Genomic DNA, 15,906 nt, shown 5'->3' with positions numbered 1-15,906 from the left:
GGTTAGGTTCGGCGCATCGGCCGAAAGGCCCGATCGGCCCCGTTACCGATCGAGGTCTACACCCGAAGGTTAAAGGTATGGTTGACGCGAGGAGCCCTGTGACGACACGACCGGCACGTTCGGCGCACCGGCATGCCGGATACACGGATCGCCCGGTCGAGGCCGGCCGGCAGGCGCTGCAGGCGGCGTGCCTGCAGGGCGACGTCGCGCTGTCGGCCTATGCCGCGTTGTGCCGGGAGGCTGTGTTCGCGCCCGCCCAGAGTCCGCACTGGATCGAGTGCTGGAAACGGCACTGCAACGCCGACATCATCGTTGCCACATTGTCGCGTCAACATCGGCCCGTCTTCGCTGTGGCGCTGGAAGTCGTGGCACTTGGCTCCGTCACACTGGCCTGCCTGGTCGGCGGCACCCATGCCAACGGCAATTTTTCACCCGTGCTTCCGGCCGCGGCCGCCGGCATCGGCGCGGTCGAAATCAAAAGCCTGATCCGGTCGATCCGCGCCGCGCGCCCGGATATCGACCTGATCGCGCTCGAACGCCTGGTCGACGGGTTTCGCGGCAACCCGAACCCGTTTTGCGGTCTCGCCGGCGCGCAAAGCCCCAACCCGGCGCTTGCCGTCGATCTCAGCGGCGGGTTCGAAGCGGTGCTGGCGCGCGCCAGCGGCAGGCGCAAACGCAAGAAACATCGCTCGCAGACCCGCAAATTCGAGGCGGCCGGCGGGTTTCGCCGCCTGCAAGCAAAAACCCGCGCCGACAGCGAACGCCTGCTCGACGCGTTTTTCGCCATGAAGGCCGAGCGCTTCGCCGCCATGGGCATCAAAAACGTCTTCGACGGGGCGCCGGTGCAGGATTTCTTTCGCGAACTGTTCGCCTGCGAGGCGGACAAGGCCGCGCCAGCCTTTCTGCTGCACGGGCTCGAAGTCGGCGGCAAGCTGCGCGCGGTGACGGGATCGAGCATGACCGCCGACAGCATCATTTGCGAATTCGGGGCGATCGCCGGAGACGAACTGGCCTTCGCAAGTCCGGGAGAATTCCTGTTCTTCGACAATATCCGAGAAGCCTGCGACCAGGGCCTGGCGCTCTACGATTTCAGCGTCGGCGACGAAGCCTATAAGCGGCTGTGGTGCGATATCGAGACACGCCATCTCGACATCGTCGTTCCCCTGACGCTCACGGGCCGGGCAAGCGCCCTGAGGCGGCGCGCCGCCGCGGCGGTGAAACGGCGCGTGAAGGCCAATCGCAGCCTTTGGGAAACCGTCAAGCGCGCCCGGCGCACGCTGCGCGGCAGCGACGAAACCTGATTCCGGCCTGTGGGATCAGGCCGCCGACTGCCGGCCCGGCTCCGGCACGTAAGGCGGAACGTAACCCACCGGGGTGACCAGCACGGCGTCGGCAAAGCCGCTGGAGCGCAGGTCGGTGGTGGTGGTGGAGATCGCCTCGTCGTCTTCCTCGATCACGCTGACAAAGACTTCGCTTGCTTCGTTCATCAGCCGGGCGATGCTGGCCGCGTCCGCCGGTCCGCATTCCACGACAACGATGTCGTAGGCGGTGGTCAGCGATTCCATGATGATCGGCAGGCGGTCCACGGCGCGCATCGCCAGGGCGGGGTCGGCCGTGCCGCTCGGGATCACATGGCACTCGGAATAGTGATCGGGGTGAATGACGTCGGTGAACTGCGCCTTCGAGCACAGCAGGTCGGTTATGCCCGGCAGGCGCGCGCTTTCCAGCATCGGAAACGACGCCGCGCCGGTTTCGGTCAGGTCGAGCAGCAAGGCACGCAGTCCCGCGTCGGCCACCTCCCGCGCGACCATCACGGCCGACGCCGCGCCCTCGTCGCCTTCCGGCGAGATGAACAGGGCGCGGGACGCACCACTGGCAATCAACTTTTCGGCCGCCGCCTCAACCGTGATCTGGCCGCGGGTGAAGACTGGCGCCAGCGGCGCGTCGACCGTCTCGTCGACCCCGGTCCCGTCTTCGACAGGGGCTTCGGCCGCATCGACCTTATCGGCACGCGCGAGCGCCTCCGCCTCAAGGGCGGCCTCCCGCCGGCTCGCTTCGGCCGCGGCTTCGTCGGCCCGGTCGCGCGGCATGACGACATTGGACGGCACGCCGTCATACCGTTGCGCGGGACGCAGCGCGCGACCGCTGAACAGCTCCGAAAGCAGCGTCGCCACGGCCATCAGGATGAGCGCGGCCGCAAAGGTCGCGCCCGAGATCGGCAGAATTTTGGGAAAATAGGGTTCGCCCGGTACGGTCGCGCGCGAGAAGATGCGCGCGTCGGCCGGCAGATAGTTGCGGTCCTTGCGCGAAATCGCCTCGCGAAAGCGCGCCAGGTATGATTCGAGCAGATCGCGCTGTGCTGCCGCCTCGCGCTCCAGAGCGCGCAGTTCGACCTCCTGTTCGCCCACACGGGCGGATTCTGCCTTGAGCTTGTTGAGTTCGGCGACCAGTTCACGCTCACGCAGGCGCGCGGATTCGGCCTCGGTCTCCAGACTGGCCTGAATCTTTTGCGCCTCCGCGCGAAGCTGGCGGTCGAGATCGGCCAATTGCGAGCGCAGCGCACGAATACGCGGGTGGTTGTCGAGCAGACTCGCCGACAGGTCGGCGATGTCGGCCTTGAGCTGGACCTGGTTCTCGCGCAGGCGCTGAATCAGCGGCGAGGCCAAAACGTCGGGCAACGCGTCGATCGAAGCCCCCTGCGAGAGCGCCTCGCGCATGGAGCGCGCCGTCGCCTCGGTGGAGGCGCGGTTGGCGCGCACGCGGGACAGTTCGCTTGAGAGCTCGGAAAGCTGCTGGGTGGCGAGCATGGAGTTGTTGCCGCCGATAAGCAGATCCGACTGGGAGCGGAAATTGGCGACCCTGCCTTCCGCTTCCTTCACCTTGGCGCGTAAATCGGCAATCTCAGGCTCGAGCCATTCAGTCGCATCGGCGTTGGACTGCTGCTTGGCCTCGCGCTGCAACTGAATATAGGCGTCGGCGATCGCATTCGGCACGGCTGCGGCGAGATCGCGGTCTTCGGAGGAAAATTCGACCACAATGACGCGCGAGCTCTCCACGCGATAGATATTGAGCTTTTCTCGGAACACCTTGAGCACGCGTTCCTCGGGCGGCAGCGCGACGGGATCGCTGCGCAGCCCGGTCAGGATCAACAGCCTGTCGACCAGCGAAACCTGTCCGTCGGCCTCGAATTCGGCAACAGCGGCCAGATCGAGCTGGCGGGCGACCGTGGTGAGAATGTCGGTCGAGGAAATCACCTCCACCTGGCTGGTCACGCCCTGCTCGTCGAGAATGGGGTCCGCGTCGCGCTGGGTTTCGGGGCGCGTGAATACGGATTCACGCGTCTCGATGAGAATGCGTGTTTCGGCCTTGTAGTGGCGGGTGGCCATTGATGCCAGCATGAACGCGACCGCCGTCGCGCCAAGCGCGACCGCAAGAATGCGCACCCAGTTGCGGCCAAGTCCCGCAAACAGAGCGGCAATGTCTATGTCTAGATCCTGGTCGGGATTGCGCACGCCGGCCATCGGCAAAACTCCGGGTTTTCCTCGGACAAAATGCTCTGATCCCCACAAACTGGATCGCTTTTGGTTAGATTTTTCCGCTTAGTTTTCCCTGGCTGGAATGGAGCGGAGAGCGATGAAGGCATCGAAGTTTTCGGACGCGCAGAAGGCGTTCATTCTGAAGCAGGGCGATGACGGCGTGCCCGTGGCAGAGATCTGCCGCAAGGCCGGGATCAGCCAGGCGACCTATTTCAACTGGAAGAAGAAGTATGCTGGACTGTTGCCAGATGAGATGCGCCGGCTGAAGGCCCTTGAGGACGAGAACGGTCGGCTGAAGAAGATCGTCGCTGACCTGACGCTTGATCGCGAGATGCTGCAGGACGTCATTCGCCGAAAGCTCTGAGGCCTGCCCGGAAGCGCAAGCTGGTCGACGGGATGCTGGTGGACTGGGGGATATCGATCAGACGGGCCTGCAAGGCACTGAAGTTCGAGACCTCCACCTACCACTACAAGTCCCGTCGCACCGGTCAGGCCGCGCTCGAACGAAGGATCAAGGAAATTTGCGAGACGCGGGTTCGCTACGGCTACCGGCGTGTCCACGTGCTGTTGCGTCGTGAGGGATGGACGATCAACATGAAGAAGACCCGTAGGATTTACAATGAGTTGGGACTACAGCTCAGGAACAAGCACCCCAAGCGACGGGTGAAGGCCAAGCTCAGGGAGGATCGCCAGGAGGCCATCGGACCGAACGATGTGTGGGCCATGGATTTTGTCCATGACCAGATCGCGACCGGCAAGAAGCTCCGTGTCCTGACCATTGTCGACACTCATTCCCGCTATTGCCCAGCGGTCGATCCGCGCTTCTCCTATCGCGGCGAGGATGTCGTCCAGACGCTCGAGCGAGTATGTGGCCGTATCGGCTATCCGAAGACGATCAGGGTCGATAATGGCAGCGAGTTCATCTCCCGGGACCTCGATCTGTGGGCCTATGCGAACGATGTCACCCTCGACTTCTCACGGCCGGGCAAGCCTACGGACAACGGCTTCATCGAAGCCTTTAACAGCAAGCTGCGGGCCGAGTGTTTGAACGCACACTGGTTCCTGAGTCTTGCGGATGCCCGCGAAAAGTTGGAGGATTGGCGTAGATACTACAATGAGGTTCGGCCTCACTCGGCGATCGGATACAACGTCCCGATCGCATTACAAAATCCCGGTGGCGAAGCCAGCCCGTCACCGTGAAGAAAGCCGGAAAACTCCAGCCACCGGCGCTCCAAAGTTCGGTCTCAGAGCAAAAAGTAAACGCCTATGGTAACCGGCAGGTTAAGAAACGGGCGCAGGCCGACAGAAGCGTATTCTGCGGCTTTGCGCCGACCCCTTTACCGGGCATTAACCCTAACAGGAGGATAACAAGCGGGATTTCGGCCTCCCCTGGCGGCCGCCTGTGTCAATCAAAGGTGCGTTGCGGATCATGAAACGCCGGCTTGTCATTTCGGTTGCCCTTCTCGCGCTCGCGACAGCGGCGGGGTGTTCCGGCTATCGCCCCGCCCCGCCTGCATTCCATGCCGCGCTGACCAAACCCTATGTGCTGGATTCGGGCGACCGCGTGCGCATTACGGTGTTCGAGCAGGAAAGCCTGAGCAACGTCTACAGCGTCGACCAGGCCGGTTATATCGCCTTCCCGCTCGTCGGCGCGGTCGCCGCGCGCGGCCAATCGGCGAGCGCGGTCGAAAGACAGATCGCCGGCAAGCTGCGAAACGGCTACCTGCGCGACCCGGACGTGTCGGTCGAGATCGACCGCTATCGCCCGATCTTCGTGATGGGCGAGGTCGGCGCGGCCGGACAGTATTCCTATGTGCCGGGCATGACCGCGCAAAAGGCGATCGCAGCGGCCGGCGGGTTTACCGCCAGGGCGAATCAGGGCGGCGTCGACATCACCCGCGACATCAACGGCAAGGTGATGACCGGACGCGTTCTGACCTCCGATCCGGTGCTACCGGGGGATACGATCTATGTCCGCGAACGCCTGTTCTAGCGCGCAACGGCTCTTCGTTCCGTGACACAAAGCCTGCGCATCGTTCATTGCTTCCGCTCCCCGGTCGGCGGAATCTTCCGCCACGTGCGTGACCTGAGCCACGCGCAGACGGCAGCGGGACATCAGGTCGGGGTGGTGTGCGATTCCTCGACCGGCGGCGATTTCGAGAACCGGCTGCTGGGCGAACTCGAACCGCAGCTCGCCCTGGGCGTTGCGCGCACCCCCATGCAGCGGCATATCGGGCCGGGCGACATCGTGTCCGCGTTTCGGACTTTTGGACTGATCAAGGAATTGCAGCCGGACATCCTGCACGGGCATGGCGCCAAGGGTGGCGTCTACGCACGCGTGTTCGGCTCATTGTTGCGGGTATCTGGGTCTCGCGTAGCCCGCCTCTATTCGCCGCATGGCGGCAGTCTTCACTATGACGAAACGGCCCTGACGGGCCGCTTCTTCTTTCTCGTGGAGCGCTTGATGGATCGGTTTTCCGATCACCTCTTGTTCGTGTCGCAGCAGGAGCGCGCCATGTTCCGGCGCAAGATCGGCGAACCGATCTCACCCTATCACGTCGTTTACAACGGTATCCGGGCCGAAGAATTCGAGCCGGTGGCCGCCGATCAAAAGGCCGCCGACTTTCTCTATATCGGCATGATGCGCGACCTGAAGGGGCCGGACATCTTCATCGACGCGCTGGCGCGTGTGCAGACCATGGCCGAGCGTCCGGTACGCGCGGTCATGGTCGGCGACGGCGAAGACCGCGAACGCTACCTGGCGCAGGCCGGCGCGCTCGGCCTGGCCGACCTGGTCCGCTTCGAAATGCCGATGCCGGCGCGCCAGGCTTTTGCGCGGGCGCGCATCGTGGTGGTGCCGTCGCGCGCGGAGGCGATGCCTTACATCGTGATCGAGGCGCTCGGCGCCGGCCGGCCGATGATCGCCAGCGCGGTCGGCGGTATTCCCGAGATCTTCGCCACCGCGCCGAACGCGCTGGTCGAGCCGGAGGCTGGCGCGATCGCGGCCAAGATGGCCGAGGCGCTTGCCGACGAAGACGCCTACGCGGCGACGATGCCCGACCGCGCCTTTCTGACCGAGAACTTCAGCGCCGACGTCATGTCCGCTCGCATCGGGACAATCTACCAGGACACGGTCGCGCGGGTCCGCTAACCCAAGAATAACGCCAAAGCCATCCGCCCCATCAAGGGAATCTTAGCAGCTTCCTGCTAGACCCTGATAGGCTTGGAAGGCGTTGTGATGAACAAGATCGACCCAGAACTGAGATACACGCTCGAGGCGGTCCGGCAATTCGAGGACGATGGCGCGGCCCCTCAGAAAGCCGGTTCGCTCGGACCGATGGCGCGAAATATCGCAGGCCAGTACCGGCGCGATACATTGTCGCCGGTGATGGTCATGGGCATGCTCAGACTGTCCGAGTTCGCCGTGTTCGCGCTCGCCGGCGCGTGGATGTATTTCTACTATGTCGGGACGCAGACCCATCTTTACTGGGAATACGCCGTCGCGATCCCGGCCGGCTCGCTGGGCGCCGTCGTGCTTTTGGAGTTCGCGCACGCCTACCATATCGGCGCCCTGCGCGCGCCGTGGCGATTTGCCGGACGCATCGCCCTGGTTTGGTCGGGGACCTTCGCGCTGATGGCGCTCGCCGGGTTCTTCATGAAGAATTCCGCCGAATTCTCGCGCCTGTGGTTCGCCGGCTGGTATCTCAGCGGCCTGCTTGGCGTGTTGACCCTGCGCTTCGTCGTGTCGCGGCTGATCCGCCGCTGGGCGCGCAACGGCACCATGGAGCGCCGTGCCGTCATCGTCGGCGGCGGCGCCGCCGCCGAAAGCCTGATCCGTTCGCTCGAACGCCAGCCGTCTAACGATATCCGCATCTGCGGCATTTTCGACGATCGCGACGACAAGCGCTCGCCGCCGATCGTGGCCGGCTATCCCAAGCTCGGCACGGTGTCGGAACTGCTCGAATTCGCCCGCATCGCCAGGATCGACATGCTGATCGTGTCGCTGCCGATCTCGGCCGAGGCACGGGTTCTGTCGATGCTCAAGCGGCTTTGGGTGCTGCCGGTCGACATCCGCCTGTCGGCGCATTCGAGCGCGCTGCGGTTCCGTCCACGGGCCTATTCCTTCATCGGCTCGGTGCCGCTGCTCGACATCTTCGACAAGCCGATCAACGACTGGGACTCGGTCGCCAAGCGGATTTTCGACATCGTCTTTTCGGTGCTCGGCATCGTGTTGTTCGCTCCGCTAATGATCGCAACCGCGATCGCGATCAAACTGGACAGCAAGGGACCGGTGCTGTTCCGGCAAAAACGCCACGGTTTCAACAACGAGGTCATCGAGGTGCTGAAATTCCGCTCGATGTATTCCGAGCAATGCGACCCGACGGCGAAACAGGCTGTGACCAGGGACGATCCGCGCGTGACGCGCGTCGGCCGCATCATCCGCAAGACCTCGATCGACGAGTTGCCGCAGTTCTTCAACGCGCTGTTCGGCAGCCTGTCGCTGGTCGGGCCGCGTCCGCATGCGGTGGCGGCGCAGTCGCACAATCTGCTCTACAACGAAGTGGTCGACGGGTATTTCGCCCGGCATCGCGTCAAGCCAGGCGTGACCGGCTGGGCCCAGATCAACGGCTGGCGCGGCGAGGTGGATACGGACGAGAAAATCAAGATGCGCACCGAATACGACCTGCACTACATCGAAAACTGGTCGCTGTGGTTCGATCTCAAGATCCTGTTGCTGACGCCGATCCGGCTCCTGAAGACGGAGTCCGCCTATTGACGGCGATCGCGTCAACCCTGCCGCGCCAGGCGATCAACGCCAAGCTCGTCTCGGTGCTGGCCTCCGCGGCCATCGCGCTGGGCGTGTTCCTGTCGGGTTTCGTGATCCGCGAGCCCGCGCCCTACGAGCTCTACATGGCCGCCCTGATCCCGATCTGGGCGCTGTTCGGCCTGCATCTGTCGCGCGGTACGGCCCCGCTGCTCGTGCTCCTGATCGTCTTCAACCTCGGCGGCGTGGTCTCCATGCTGCAGATGGACGACTTTGGCGACGCGCCGCTCTATCTGGCGGTGTCGCTGTTCCTGGCCCTGACCTCGGTGTTCTTCGCCGCGGTGCTGGAGCGGCGACCCGAGCTCTATCGGCTGGTCTTTTACGCCTGGATCGCGGCCGCCCTGTCGACGGCGTTTTTCGGCATACTCGGCTATTTCCACGCCTTCCCGGGCGCGGAGATGTTCACCAAGTTCGAGCGCGCGGCCGGCGTCTTCGAGGACCCGAACGTCTTCGGCCCCTTCATCACCCTGCCGGGCATCTATCTGCTGTACCGGCTTTTGACCGGCCCGGTGGCCCGCATTCCCTACTACGCGCTGCCGCTGCTGGTGATCGCCTTCGGTCTTTTCCTGTCCTTCTCGCGCGGCGCGTGGGGACTGTTTGCGATCTCGGCGGTGCTGATCACCCTGGCGGTGTTCGCGCGCCACCGCAGCGGCGCGTTTCGCATGAAGATCATCGTCATGGCGCTGATTGCGCTTACGCTGCTGGTGGCCGGCATCCTGATCGCGTTGCAGATCCCGGCGGTCGCCGACCTGTTCGCCGACCGCGCCCGGCTGGTGCAGGACTATGACGGCGCGCGGCTCGGCCGCTTCGCGCGGCATGCGATCGGATTTTCGATCGCACTGGAAAACCCGCTCGGCATCGGGCCGCTCGAATTCGGCAAGACGTTCGGCGAGGATACGCACAATATCTGGCTCAAATCGTTGCTGGCCTATTCCTGGCTCGGCTTTGCAGCCTATGCAATGCTGATCGTGTGGACGCTGGCGGCCGGTCTGCGCATCCTGTTTCGCGACCGCCCCTGGCACCCCTATCTGCTGTGCGCCTATGTCGTGCTGGTCGGCCATATCCTGCTCGGCACGGTGATCGACACCGATCACTGGCGGCATTTCTACCTGCTGCTCGGCCTGGTGTGGGGCGCGATCGCGCTCGAATACCGGCTTGCCTATACCGGCCGGGCGCACGCGCCCTTCCGCTGAGGGCACAAGGCGCAGCGCGCCCGGGATCGCACGGGCCGCACGCCGCGCCCTGATCGCCGGCGACCGCGACCGCCTGGCCCAGGTGTTCATCAACCTTGTCTCCAACGCGATCAAACTTAACACTGCCCGCAGCCCGACCGGCACGATCGCTTTCCGCGTGCGCAGGGGCGCTACGAGCGCCAACGTCAGCGACAACGGGCCCGGCGTGCCCAAGGCCATACGCGAGACGATCTTCGAAAAGTCCGCCCGCGGCGGCGCGGCGGGCCAGGCCGGCGCGGGGCTCGGGTTTGCCATCAGCCGCCAGATCATCACCGCGTTCGGCGACACGCCGACAGCGGTAAAAAGGCCCAGGGCGGCGGCGCGTTCGCGATCGGCCTGCCGCTGACACAACCGATGCCACCGGAGAGCGGGACCGGCTGAAAGAACCCCGCGCGCGTCCGCGGCGACGGGCCGTTTTTCGCTTGCACGCGCATGGGCGAGCCTTTAAGGCTTGCCCCGGTTCGGAGCGTAGCGCAGCCCGGTAGCGCACTTGACTGGGGGTCAAGGGGTCGTGGGTTCGAATCCCGCCGCTCCGACCATTTTTTTACGGTCCATTCCGGACACATGGGTAACAGTTTGTACCGGAGACATGGCAACACTGTCTCCGCGGCGTTTTCGCCTCACGGGACAGGCGTTGCGGTTTTTCGGCCGCACGCGTTATGGTCGGACCGCATCGACCGGGAGTAACGCGTGGGCACCTACAGCATCATCGTCGAATATGAAACGGTTACAGGCGGCGAAGCCGGGTTTTGCGCGCTGATGTGCGAGCATGCCCGCCGCACCCTCGACGACGAACCGGGCTGCCTGCGGTTCGAAGTCCTGCGGCCGATCGACGACGACGGTCAGCCGCTTGCCCGCCGGTTCATCGTCAGCGCGCTCTACGCCGACCGCACGGCATTCGCCACGCATCGGCGCACGCCTGCGGTCAAACGCCTGCTGACAGCGATGGAACCGTTCGTTGCGACGCGCAGGCAGACGATTTCCCGGGCGGTATTCCCGACTGAAGCCGATGACGGGCTGCGTCCGGAAGAGCTCAACGCCGCCAATGACGGTTAGCGCCGCTCTGCTTTTCGCGGAATCGCAGACCAGCTCTAATCTATTGTTTTGACGCGTTTCCGAACGGCGAACCGGCTTCCACTTCGCCTGGAAACGCTCGAGGGACGGCCGGGCGCCAGAGCCTCTCGTCCCCGACAATGCCTTACGCCCCGAGCGGGACCGCGCAATGCCAGCTGTCAGCGCGCGCGATGTTTTCTCGCTGGTGAAACCACGTCGTCGGAACCCGCGCCGCCGCCTGAGCGCAAAATCGCCTCAGCGCACCTGATCGAGCAGGCGTTTGCACTCCAGAAGATCGAACAGCGCCTCCTGCAGAAGCGCCCGGTTGTCGCGCGACAGCCGGCCCTCGCCCTGGACCGGACTGTCCTCGTCAGTCTTGCCCAGCCCGAAAAACCGACGGCTCGGCTTGGCCTTGGGCTCGCCGACCAGCATTTCGTCGTCAGAAGGTCTGGACGCGGCCTGGGGCGGCGCTTCGGCCTGCTTGCGCTTGGTGATCGCCTCGGCGGCGGCGAGATCGCCGGCGCCGATGGCGGCCACGAATTGGACACCGTTTTCGCGCAGCAATTTCTGAACGCCCTTGATCGTGTATCCCTGATCATAAAGCATGCGCTTGATGCCCTTGATGAGGTCGACGTCCTGCGGGCGGTAATAGCGCCGACCGCCGCCGCGCTTCATCGGCTTGATCTGGGTGAAGCGGGTTTCCCAGAACCGCAGCACATGTTGCGGCAGGTCGAGATCCTCGGCTACTTCACTGATGGTTCTGAACGCGTCGGGGCTCTTGTCCATGGCGTGCTCCTGCAAGGACGTTCCTCCGATTCGGCCTCCATTTCAGCGGTTTGCGCGGCAATATTCAAGCCGGCATGCAAGGCTGTCGGCGCAGCCGGCCGCAAACCGTGCCGAAAACCCCAAACCGAGCGAGGCCCCGACCGCTTCGACGAGGATTATTTGCCGCCCTTGAGCGCCTTGTGCGCGCGCAGAATGCGGCTCTTGAGCACGTTGGAGGCCTTGAAGGTCATGACCTTACGCGGCAGGATCGGCACTTCCTCGCCGGTCTTGGGGTTGCGGCCGATGCGTTCGTTCTTCTCGCGCACCTGAAACGTAGCGAAGGAAGACAGCTTCACCGTCTCGCCGCGCACCACCGCGTCGCAGATTTCGTCGAGCACCATTTCGACCAGCTGTGCCGATTCGGTCCGTGACAGCCCCACCTTGCGGTAGACCGATTCAGCCAGATCGGCGCGCGTAATGGTCTTTCCCCCCATTCGGTCGTCCAGTCTCGCACAGAATTGCTAGATAATTCAAAACCGAAGGGACGTTAGGGAATCAGCGCACCCAGGTCAAGAACCGCTATCGTATGGGGGCCGCTACCAGCGCAACAGGACCGCGCCCCAGGTGAACCCGCCGCCCATCGCCTCGAGCAGAACCAGGTCGCCCTGGCGAATCCGTCCGTCGCCGACCGCGCACCCCAGGGCGAGCGGAACGGAGGCGGCCGAGGTGTTGCCGTGCAGATGAACGGTCGTCACGACCTTGTCCTCGGCGATCCCCAGCTTCCTGGCGGAAGCGTCGATGATGCGCTTGTTGGCCTGGTGGGGAACGAACCAGTCGAGATCGTCGGCGCCCACGCCGCCCGCGGCGAAGGTCGCCTCGACCACATCGGTGATCATGGCGACGGCGTGCTTGAAGACCTCGCGGCCCTGCATGCGCAGATGGCCGACCGTACCGGTGGAGGACGGCCCGCCATCGACATAAAGCTTGTCCTTGTGCGCGCCGTCGGACCGGAGGCTTGCGGCCAGGATGCCGCGGTCGGCCATCGTGCCCTGCCCGTCCGCCGCCTCAAGAACCACGGCGCCGGCGCCATCGCCGAACAAAACGCAGGTGGTGCGGTCGCTCCAGTCGAGAATCCGCGAAAAGGTCTCCGCGCCGATGACGAGAACCCGCCTCGCCTGTCCGCCGAAAATATAGAGATCGGCCGTCGTCATGGCATAGACGAAGCCCGAGCACACGGCCTGCTGATCGAAGGCGAAGCCGTGATGCATGCCCAGCCGTTGCTGGATCTCGACGGCGGTGGCGGGAAAGGTGTTATTGGGCGTCGAGGTCGCCAACACGATCAGGTCGATGTCGTCGGGCGTCATGCCGGCGGCGGCGAGCGCGTTGCGGGCGGCAGCCTCACCGAGCGAGGCCGTGGTCTCGTCCTCGGAGGCGATATGACGCTGGCGAATGCCGGTACGCTGGACGATCCACTCGTCCGACGTCTCGACGACACCCTCGAAATCCGCGTTGCGCATGACACGCCGAGGCAATGCGGTTCCAACACCGCGCACGACTGATCGTATCATCCTGGTATTCCTAAATATCGCCCGTGGCGGTTTGCTTGCCCGCGCGCTCGCCGGCCGACCGCTGGGTGTGGAAAAGGTCGAGATCGGCCCTGATCTTCTCGATCAAGCCGTTGCGCGCCATATCGTAGCCGAGTTCAATGGCGGCCGAGAAGCCCTCGTCGTCGGTGCCGCCATGGCTTTTGACCACGATGCCGTTGAGACCCAGGAACACGCCGCCATTGATCTTGCGGACGTCCATTTTCTCCCGCAGGCGCTGAAACGCAGAGCGCGCGAAGATGTATCCGATCCTGGCAAAAAGCGTGCGGCTCATGGCGCTGCGCAGGTATTCGGCCAGTTGCTTGGCCGTGCCTTCGGCGGATTTCAGCGCGATGTTGCCGGCAAAGCCTTCGGTGACGACGACGTCGACGGAGCCCTTGCCGATATCGTCGCCTTCCACGAAGCCGTGATAATCCATCGTCCTGAGGTCGGCCTCGCGCAACAGCCGGCCGGCTTCGCGCACGTCCTCCTGCCCCTTGATCTCCTCGACGCCGACATTGAGCAGGCCGATGGTCGGCCGATCGAGATCGAACAAGGCGCGCGCCATCGCCGCGCCCAGAATGGAAAAGTCGATCAATTGGTGGGCGTCGGCGCCAATGGTCGCGCCGACATCGAGCACGATGCTTTCGCCGCGAATGGTCGGCCAGATGGCCGCGATCGCCGGGCGCTCGATATCGGCCATCGTGCGCAGGCAGAATTTCGACATCGCCATCAGCGCGCCAGTATTGCCGGCCGACACGCACACGTCGGCCTCACCCTTCTTGACGGCTTCGATCGCCTTCCACATCGAGGATTTCCACCGCCCCTGCCGCAAGGCCTGGCTCGGCTTGTCATCCATGCGCACGGCAACCTCGCAGTGCACGAAGTCCGAGACGGCGCGCACGCGCGGGTATTTCTCCAGGATCGGAACGACGGCGTCCTCGCGTCCGAACAGGACGAAGCGCGCATCGGGGCGCCGCTCGACCACCTTGTGGATGCCCGGAATGATGACGGACGGTCCGTGGTCGCCGCCCATGGCGTCAATGGCTATCCTGATCACGCCTGTCTCATCTCATATCTGACGATTGTCGAACCTCCAAAAGCTCGGGGAAAATAGCGTATTTGAAAGCCGGCACAACCGGATTCGCCGGATCAGAGCGCACAGTTGTCAGCTTTTGCGTTTCAAGGAAAGCAATTTCGCGAAGGGCGATTCCTCCTCTTGGGAACCCGACGAACCTTCATCGAGGCGGGAAACGGGTGCATCCCCGCTGCGCGGGTAAGGATCGAGGCCGAGCGCGAAATATTGTTCGGCGAGCGCGCCGACATCGATCGTATCGCCCAAAAACGTCTCCGGTGCGTCCTGCCCCTCCGGGTCGAGCAGGATTTCGCCCTCCGCCGAGACATCAGGCCGGGAAAGCCGCGAGTTTTCGGGAACGAACAGCGCCTCGACGGGCTCCTCGACGCGGGCATCGAGCGGCTTAAGGGTAACGACGCAGGTCTGAACGATGTCGGCCGAAACCAAGCCGGCGACCCTGACGCCATCCGCGCGCCAGGCCGACACGGTCAGCGTCGCGCGGAAATCGCGTACCGCCTGCAGGTCGTGGATCGCGGCCAGGGCCGCCTTCTGGCCTTCATCCGCGACCAGCGAAACCGGCATGCCCTTGCGCGGCAGCGTGCGGATATTGACCCGGAAGGATATCGGGCTGTCGACAGTATCAGCCATCGTCTCAAGCTCCCGCGGGACGGCCTTCGGCCGGCGGAAAGGCGATCTCGCCGCGCAGCAGGCTTTCGCTGTCCCGGCGCTGCAAGGCCTCGTGCGCGGCCATCACATAATTGGCCAGCGGCGCAGCGCCCTGCCAATCGGTTGTGTCGGGCCGGATATTGCGCGCCAGCGCGGCGCTGAGGGCGGCGCGGTCGCCCGCCTCGATCGCCTCGCCATAGGCGCCGGCGCGGCCGTAAAACATGCGCGCCAGCTTTTTCACCCGCTTGGCGATGCCGAGATCGCCGATACCCAGTTCGCGCAGCGAATGGTCGACGTCGCGGAAGAACTCGTCCGTCAGATCCTGTACCAGTTCCGACAATGGCGGGCCTTCGCGCCGCGCCCTGTGCATCAGCAAAAAGACGTGCAAAGACAGCATCTCGAAGCGGCCGAGCGGCGTATCGGGCACCGACCACGCGTCATAGGCGACCGGCTGCCGCGCCGCCGCCACGATTTGCCGGTAGAGCTTTTCGACAACGGCCTGGTTCGGTTTCGGGGCGAGGCCAAGTAGGTGTTTGAGCATGCCGGGTGACTCCCCTGGTCCGCCTCACGAGGGTGCGCCTGTTGCATCGGCGTGTAAGCTGGTTTACCGAGTTCGCGCCGCGGTGCAAGTCGCGAAGCGCCTTTCATGGAGATGTCGTTGCTGCCAGTCAATTTCAATGGGGACAAACGCCGGCGCTATCTTCTCGCCGCCCTGGCTGCCGGGATGCTGCCGCTTGCCGGCTGCAACACCGCCCAGACACTGAACCCGCGCGAAACCCTCACCCAGGGCTATGTCGTCGACGAGGAAGCGATCGAACTCGTCCCGGCCGGCTCGAGCCGCGAGCAGGTCCTGCTTGCGCTTGGCACCCCGTCCACAACCGCGACCTTCGACAACGAGGTGTTTTATTACATCTCGCAAAAAAGAATTCGTCCGGTCGCCTTCATGCGCCCGCGCCTGGTCGAGCAGCGGGTGCTTGCAGTCTATTTCGGCGATGACGGCCGGGTATCGAGCCTGTCCAATTACGGGCTGCAGGACGGCAAGGTGTTCGACTTCGTGTCCAGGACCACGCCGACCGGCGGCAAGGACCACACTTTCGTGGGCCGCCTCCTGTCCGGTCTCGGCAGCGGCAAGCCGCCGCCCAACGGCCCGTTCGGCGGCCCGCCGGTCTGA

The 15,906-nt window shown here is 64.4% G+C and carries 16 protein-coding genes and 1 tRNA gene; 10 read left to right on the top strand and 7 right to left on the bottom strand.

Annotated features, from left to right (window positions below; translation table 11 throughout):
- Positions 1-98: 98 nt before the first annotated feature.
- Entirely contained in the window at positions 99-1,301 is a 1,203-nt protein-coding gene (locus ACT2B0_RS06465) for a GNAT family N-acetyltransferase (RefSeq protein ID WP_473462707.1), read from the top strand.
- 15 nt (positions 1,302-1,316) lie between these two features.
- On the opposite strand, the gene ACT2B0_RS06460 is transcribed toward ACT2B0_RS06465, so the two are convergent.
- Entirely contained in the window at positions 1,317-3,521 is a 2,205-nt protein-coding gene (locus ACT2B0_RS06460; protein WP_473462704.1) for a GumC family protein, read from the bottom strand.
- A gap of 112 nt (positions 3,522-3,633) precedes the next feature.
- Between ACT2B0_RS06460 and ACT2B0_RS06455 the strand changes: the two genes are divergently transcribed.
- The 8 genes from ACT2B0_RS06455 (at position 3,634) to ACT2B0_RS06420 (ending at position 10,649) form a co-directional block, all read left to right on the top strand.
- Positions 3,634-4,736, top strand: a protein-coding gene (locus ACT2B0_RS06455) for an IS3 family transposase (protein WP_473458804.1) whose coding sequence is annotated in 2 segments (ribosomal slippage) — positions 3,634-3,895 and positions 3,895-4,736 — 1,104 coding nt in all. Because the reading frame shifts where the segments join, the coding sequence is not laid out codon by codon here.
- A gap of 229 nt (positions 4,737-4,965) precedes the next feature.
- Positions 4,966-5,529, top strand: a complete 564-nt coding sequence (locus tag ACT2B0_RS06450) for a polysaccharide biosynthesis/export family protein (protein ID WP_473462703.1) — start codon at positions 4,966-4,968, stop codon at positions 5,527-5,529.
- A gap of 21 nt (positions 5,530-5,550) precedes the next feature.
- The gene (locus ACT2B0_RS06445) at positions 5,551-6,687 is read left to right on the top strand and encodes a glycosyltransferase (protein ID WP_473462701.1); all 1,137 of its coding nucleotides are present in this window, start codon (positions 5,551-5,553) and stop codon (positions 6,685-6,687) included.
- Between the two features lie 87 nt (positions 6,688-6,774).
- Positions 6,775-8,313, top strand: a complete 1,539-nt coding sequence (locus ACT2B0_RS06440) for an undecaprenyl-phosphate glucose phosphotransferase (protein WP_473462699.1) — start codon at positions 6,775-6,777, stop codon at positions 8,311-8,313.
- Positions 8,310-9,554 (top strand): O-antigen ligase family protein, encoded by a 1,245-nt coding sequence (locus ACT2B0_RS06435; RefSeq protein WP_473462696.1) that lies wholly within the window; start codon positions 8,310-8,312, stop codon positions 9,552-9,554. Before ACT2B0_RS06440 ends, ACT2B0_RS06435 begins: the two co-directional genes overlap by 4 nt.
- The gene (locus ACT2B0_RS06430; protein WP_473462693.1) at positions 9,517-9,939 is read left to right on the top strand and encodes an ATP-binding protein; all 423 of its coding nucleotides are present in this window, start codon (positions 9,517-9,519) and stop codon (positions 9,937-9,939) included. The genes ACT2B0_RS06435 and ACT2B0_RS06430 overlap by 38 nt, the downstream gene beginning before the upstream one ends.
- Before the next feature lie 116 nt (positions 9,940-10,055).
- Positions 10,056-10,132: transfer RNA gene (locus ACT2B0_RS06425), tRNA-Pro, on the top strand.
- 151 nt (positions 10,133-10,283) lie between these two features.
- Positions 10,284-10,649 (top strand): putative quinol monooxygenase, encoded by a 366-nt coding sequence (locus ACT2B0_RS06420; protein WP_473462690.1) that lies wholly within the window; start codon positions 10,284-10,286, stop codon positions 10,647-10,649.
- A gap of 252 nt (positions 10,650-10,901) precedes the next feature.
- Here the strand turns inward: ACT2B0_RS06420 and ACT2B0_RS06415 are convergent, their stop codons facing one another.
- From ACT2B0_RS06415 to ACT2B0_RS06390, 6 genes are all read right to left on the bottom strand, one after another.
- Positions 10,902-11,432 (bottom strand): MerR family transcriptional regulator, encoded by a 531-nt coding sequence (locus tag ACT2B0_RS06415; RefSeq protein WP_473462688.1) that lies wholly within the window; start codon positions 11,430-11,432, stop codon positions 10,902-10,904.
- Between the two features lie 155 nt (positions 11,433-11,587).
- On the bottom strand, positions 11,588-11,905 hold the full coding sequence (locus ACT2B0_RS06410) for an integration host factor subunit alpha (protein WP_473462686.1): 318 nt from the start codon (positions 11,903-11,905) through the stop codon (positions 11,588-11,590).
- Between the two features lie 102 nt (positions 11,906-12,007).
- Positions 12,008-12,979 (bottom strand): beta-ketoacyl-ACP synthase III, encoded by a 972-nt coding sequence (locus ACT2B0_RS06405; RefSeq protein WP_473462683.1) that lies wholly within the window; start codon positions 12,977-12,979, stop codon positions 12,008-12,010.
- Positions 12,980-12,989: 10 nt separating this feature from the next.
- A complete protein-coding gene (plsX, locus tag ACT2B0_RS06400; protein WP_473462681.1) occupies positions 12,990-14,054 on the bottom strand; it encodes a phosphate acyltransferase PlsX in 1,065 nt (354 codons plus the stop codon).
- A gap of 108 nt (positions 14,055-14,162) precedes the next feature.
- Positions 14,163-14,717, bottom strand: coding sequence for a YceD family protein (locus ACT2B0_RS06395; RefSeq protein WP_473462678.1), 555 nt, complete (start codon positions 14,715-14,717; stop codon positions 14,163-14,165).
- A gap of 4 nt (positions 14,718-14,721) precedes the next feature.
- Positions 14,722-15,276, bottom strand: coding sequence for a ubiquinol-cytochrome C chaperone family protein (locus ACT2B0_RS06390; protein ID WP_473462676.1), 555 nt, complete (start codon positions 15,274-15,276; stop codon positions 14,722-14,724).
- Between the two features lie 105 nt (positions 15,277-15,381).
- Here ACT2B0_RS06390 and ACT2B0_RS06385 point away from each other — a divergent pair, with 105 nt between their 5' ends.
- On the top strand, positions 15,382-15,906 hold the full coding sequence (locus ACT2B0_RS06385; protein WP_473462673.1) for an outer membrane protein assembly factor BamE: 525 nt from the start codon (positions 15,382-15,384) through the stop codon (positions 15,904-15,906).

This window comes from Nitratireductor sp. J20-h4, from assembly GCF_056780505.1.
Note: the sequence above shows the minus strand (reverse complement) of the source record. Positions and strands in the feature narration are given on the sequence as shown.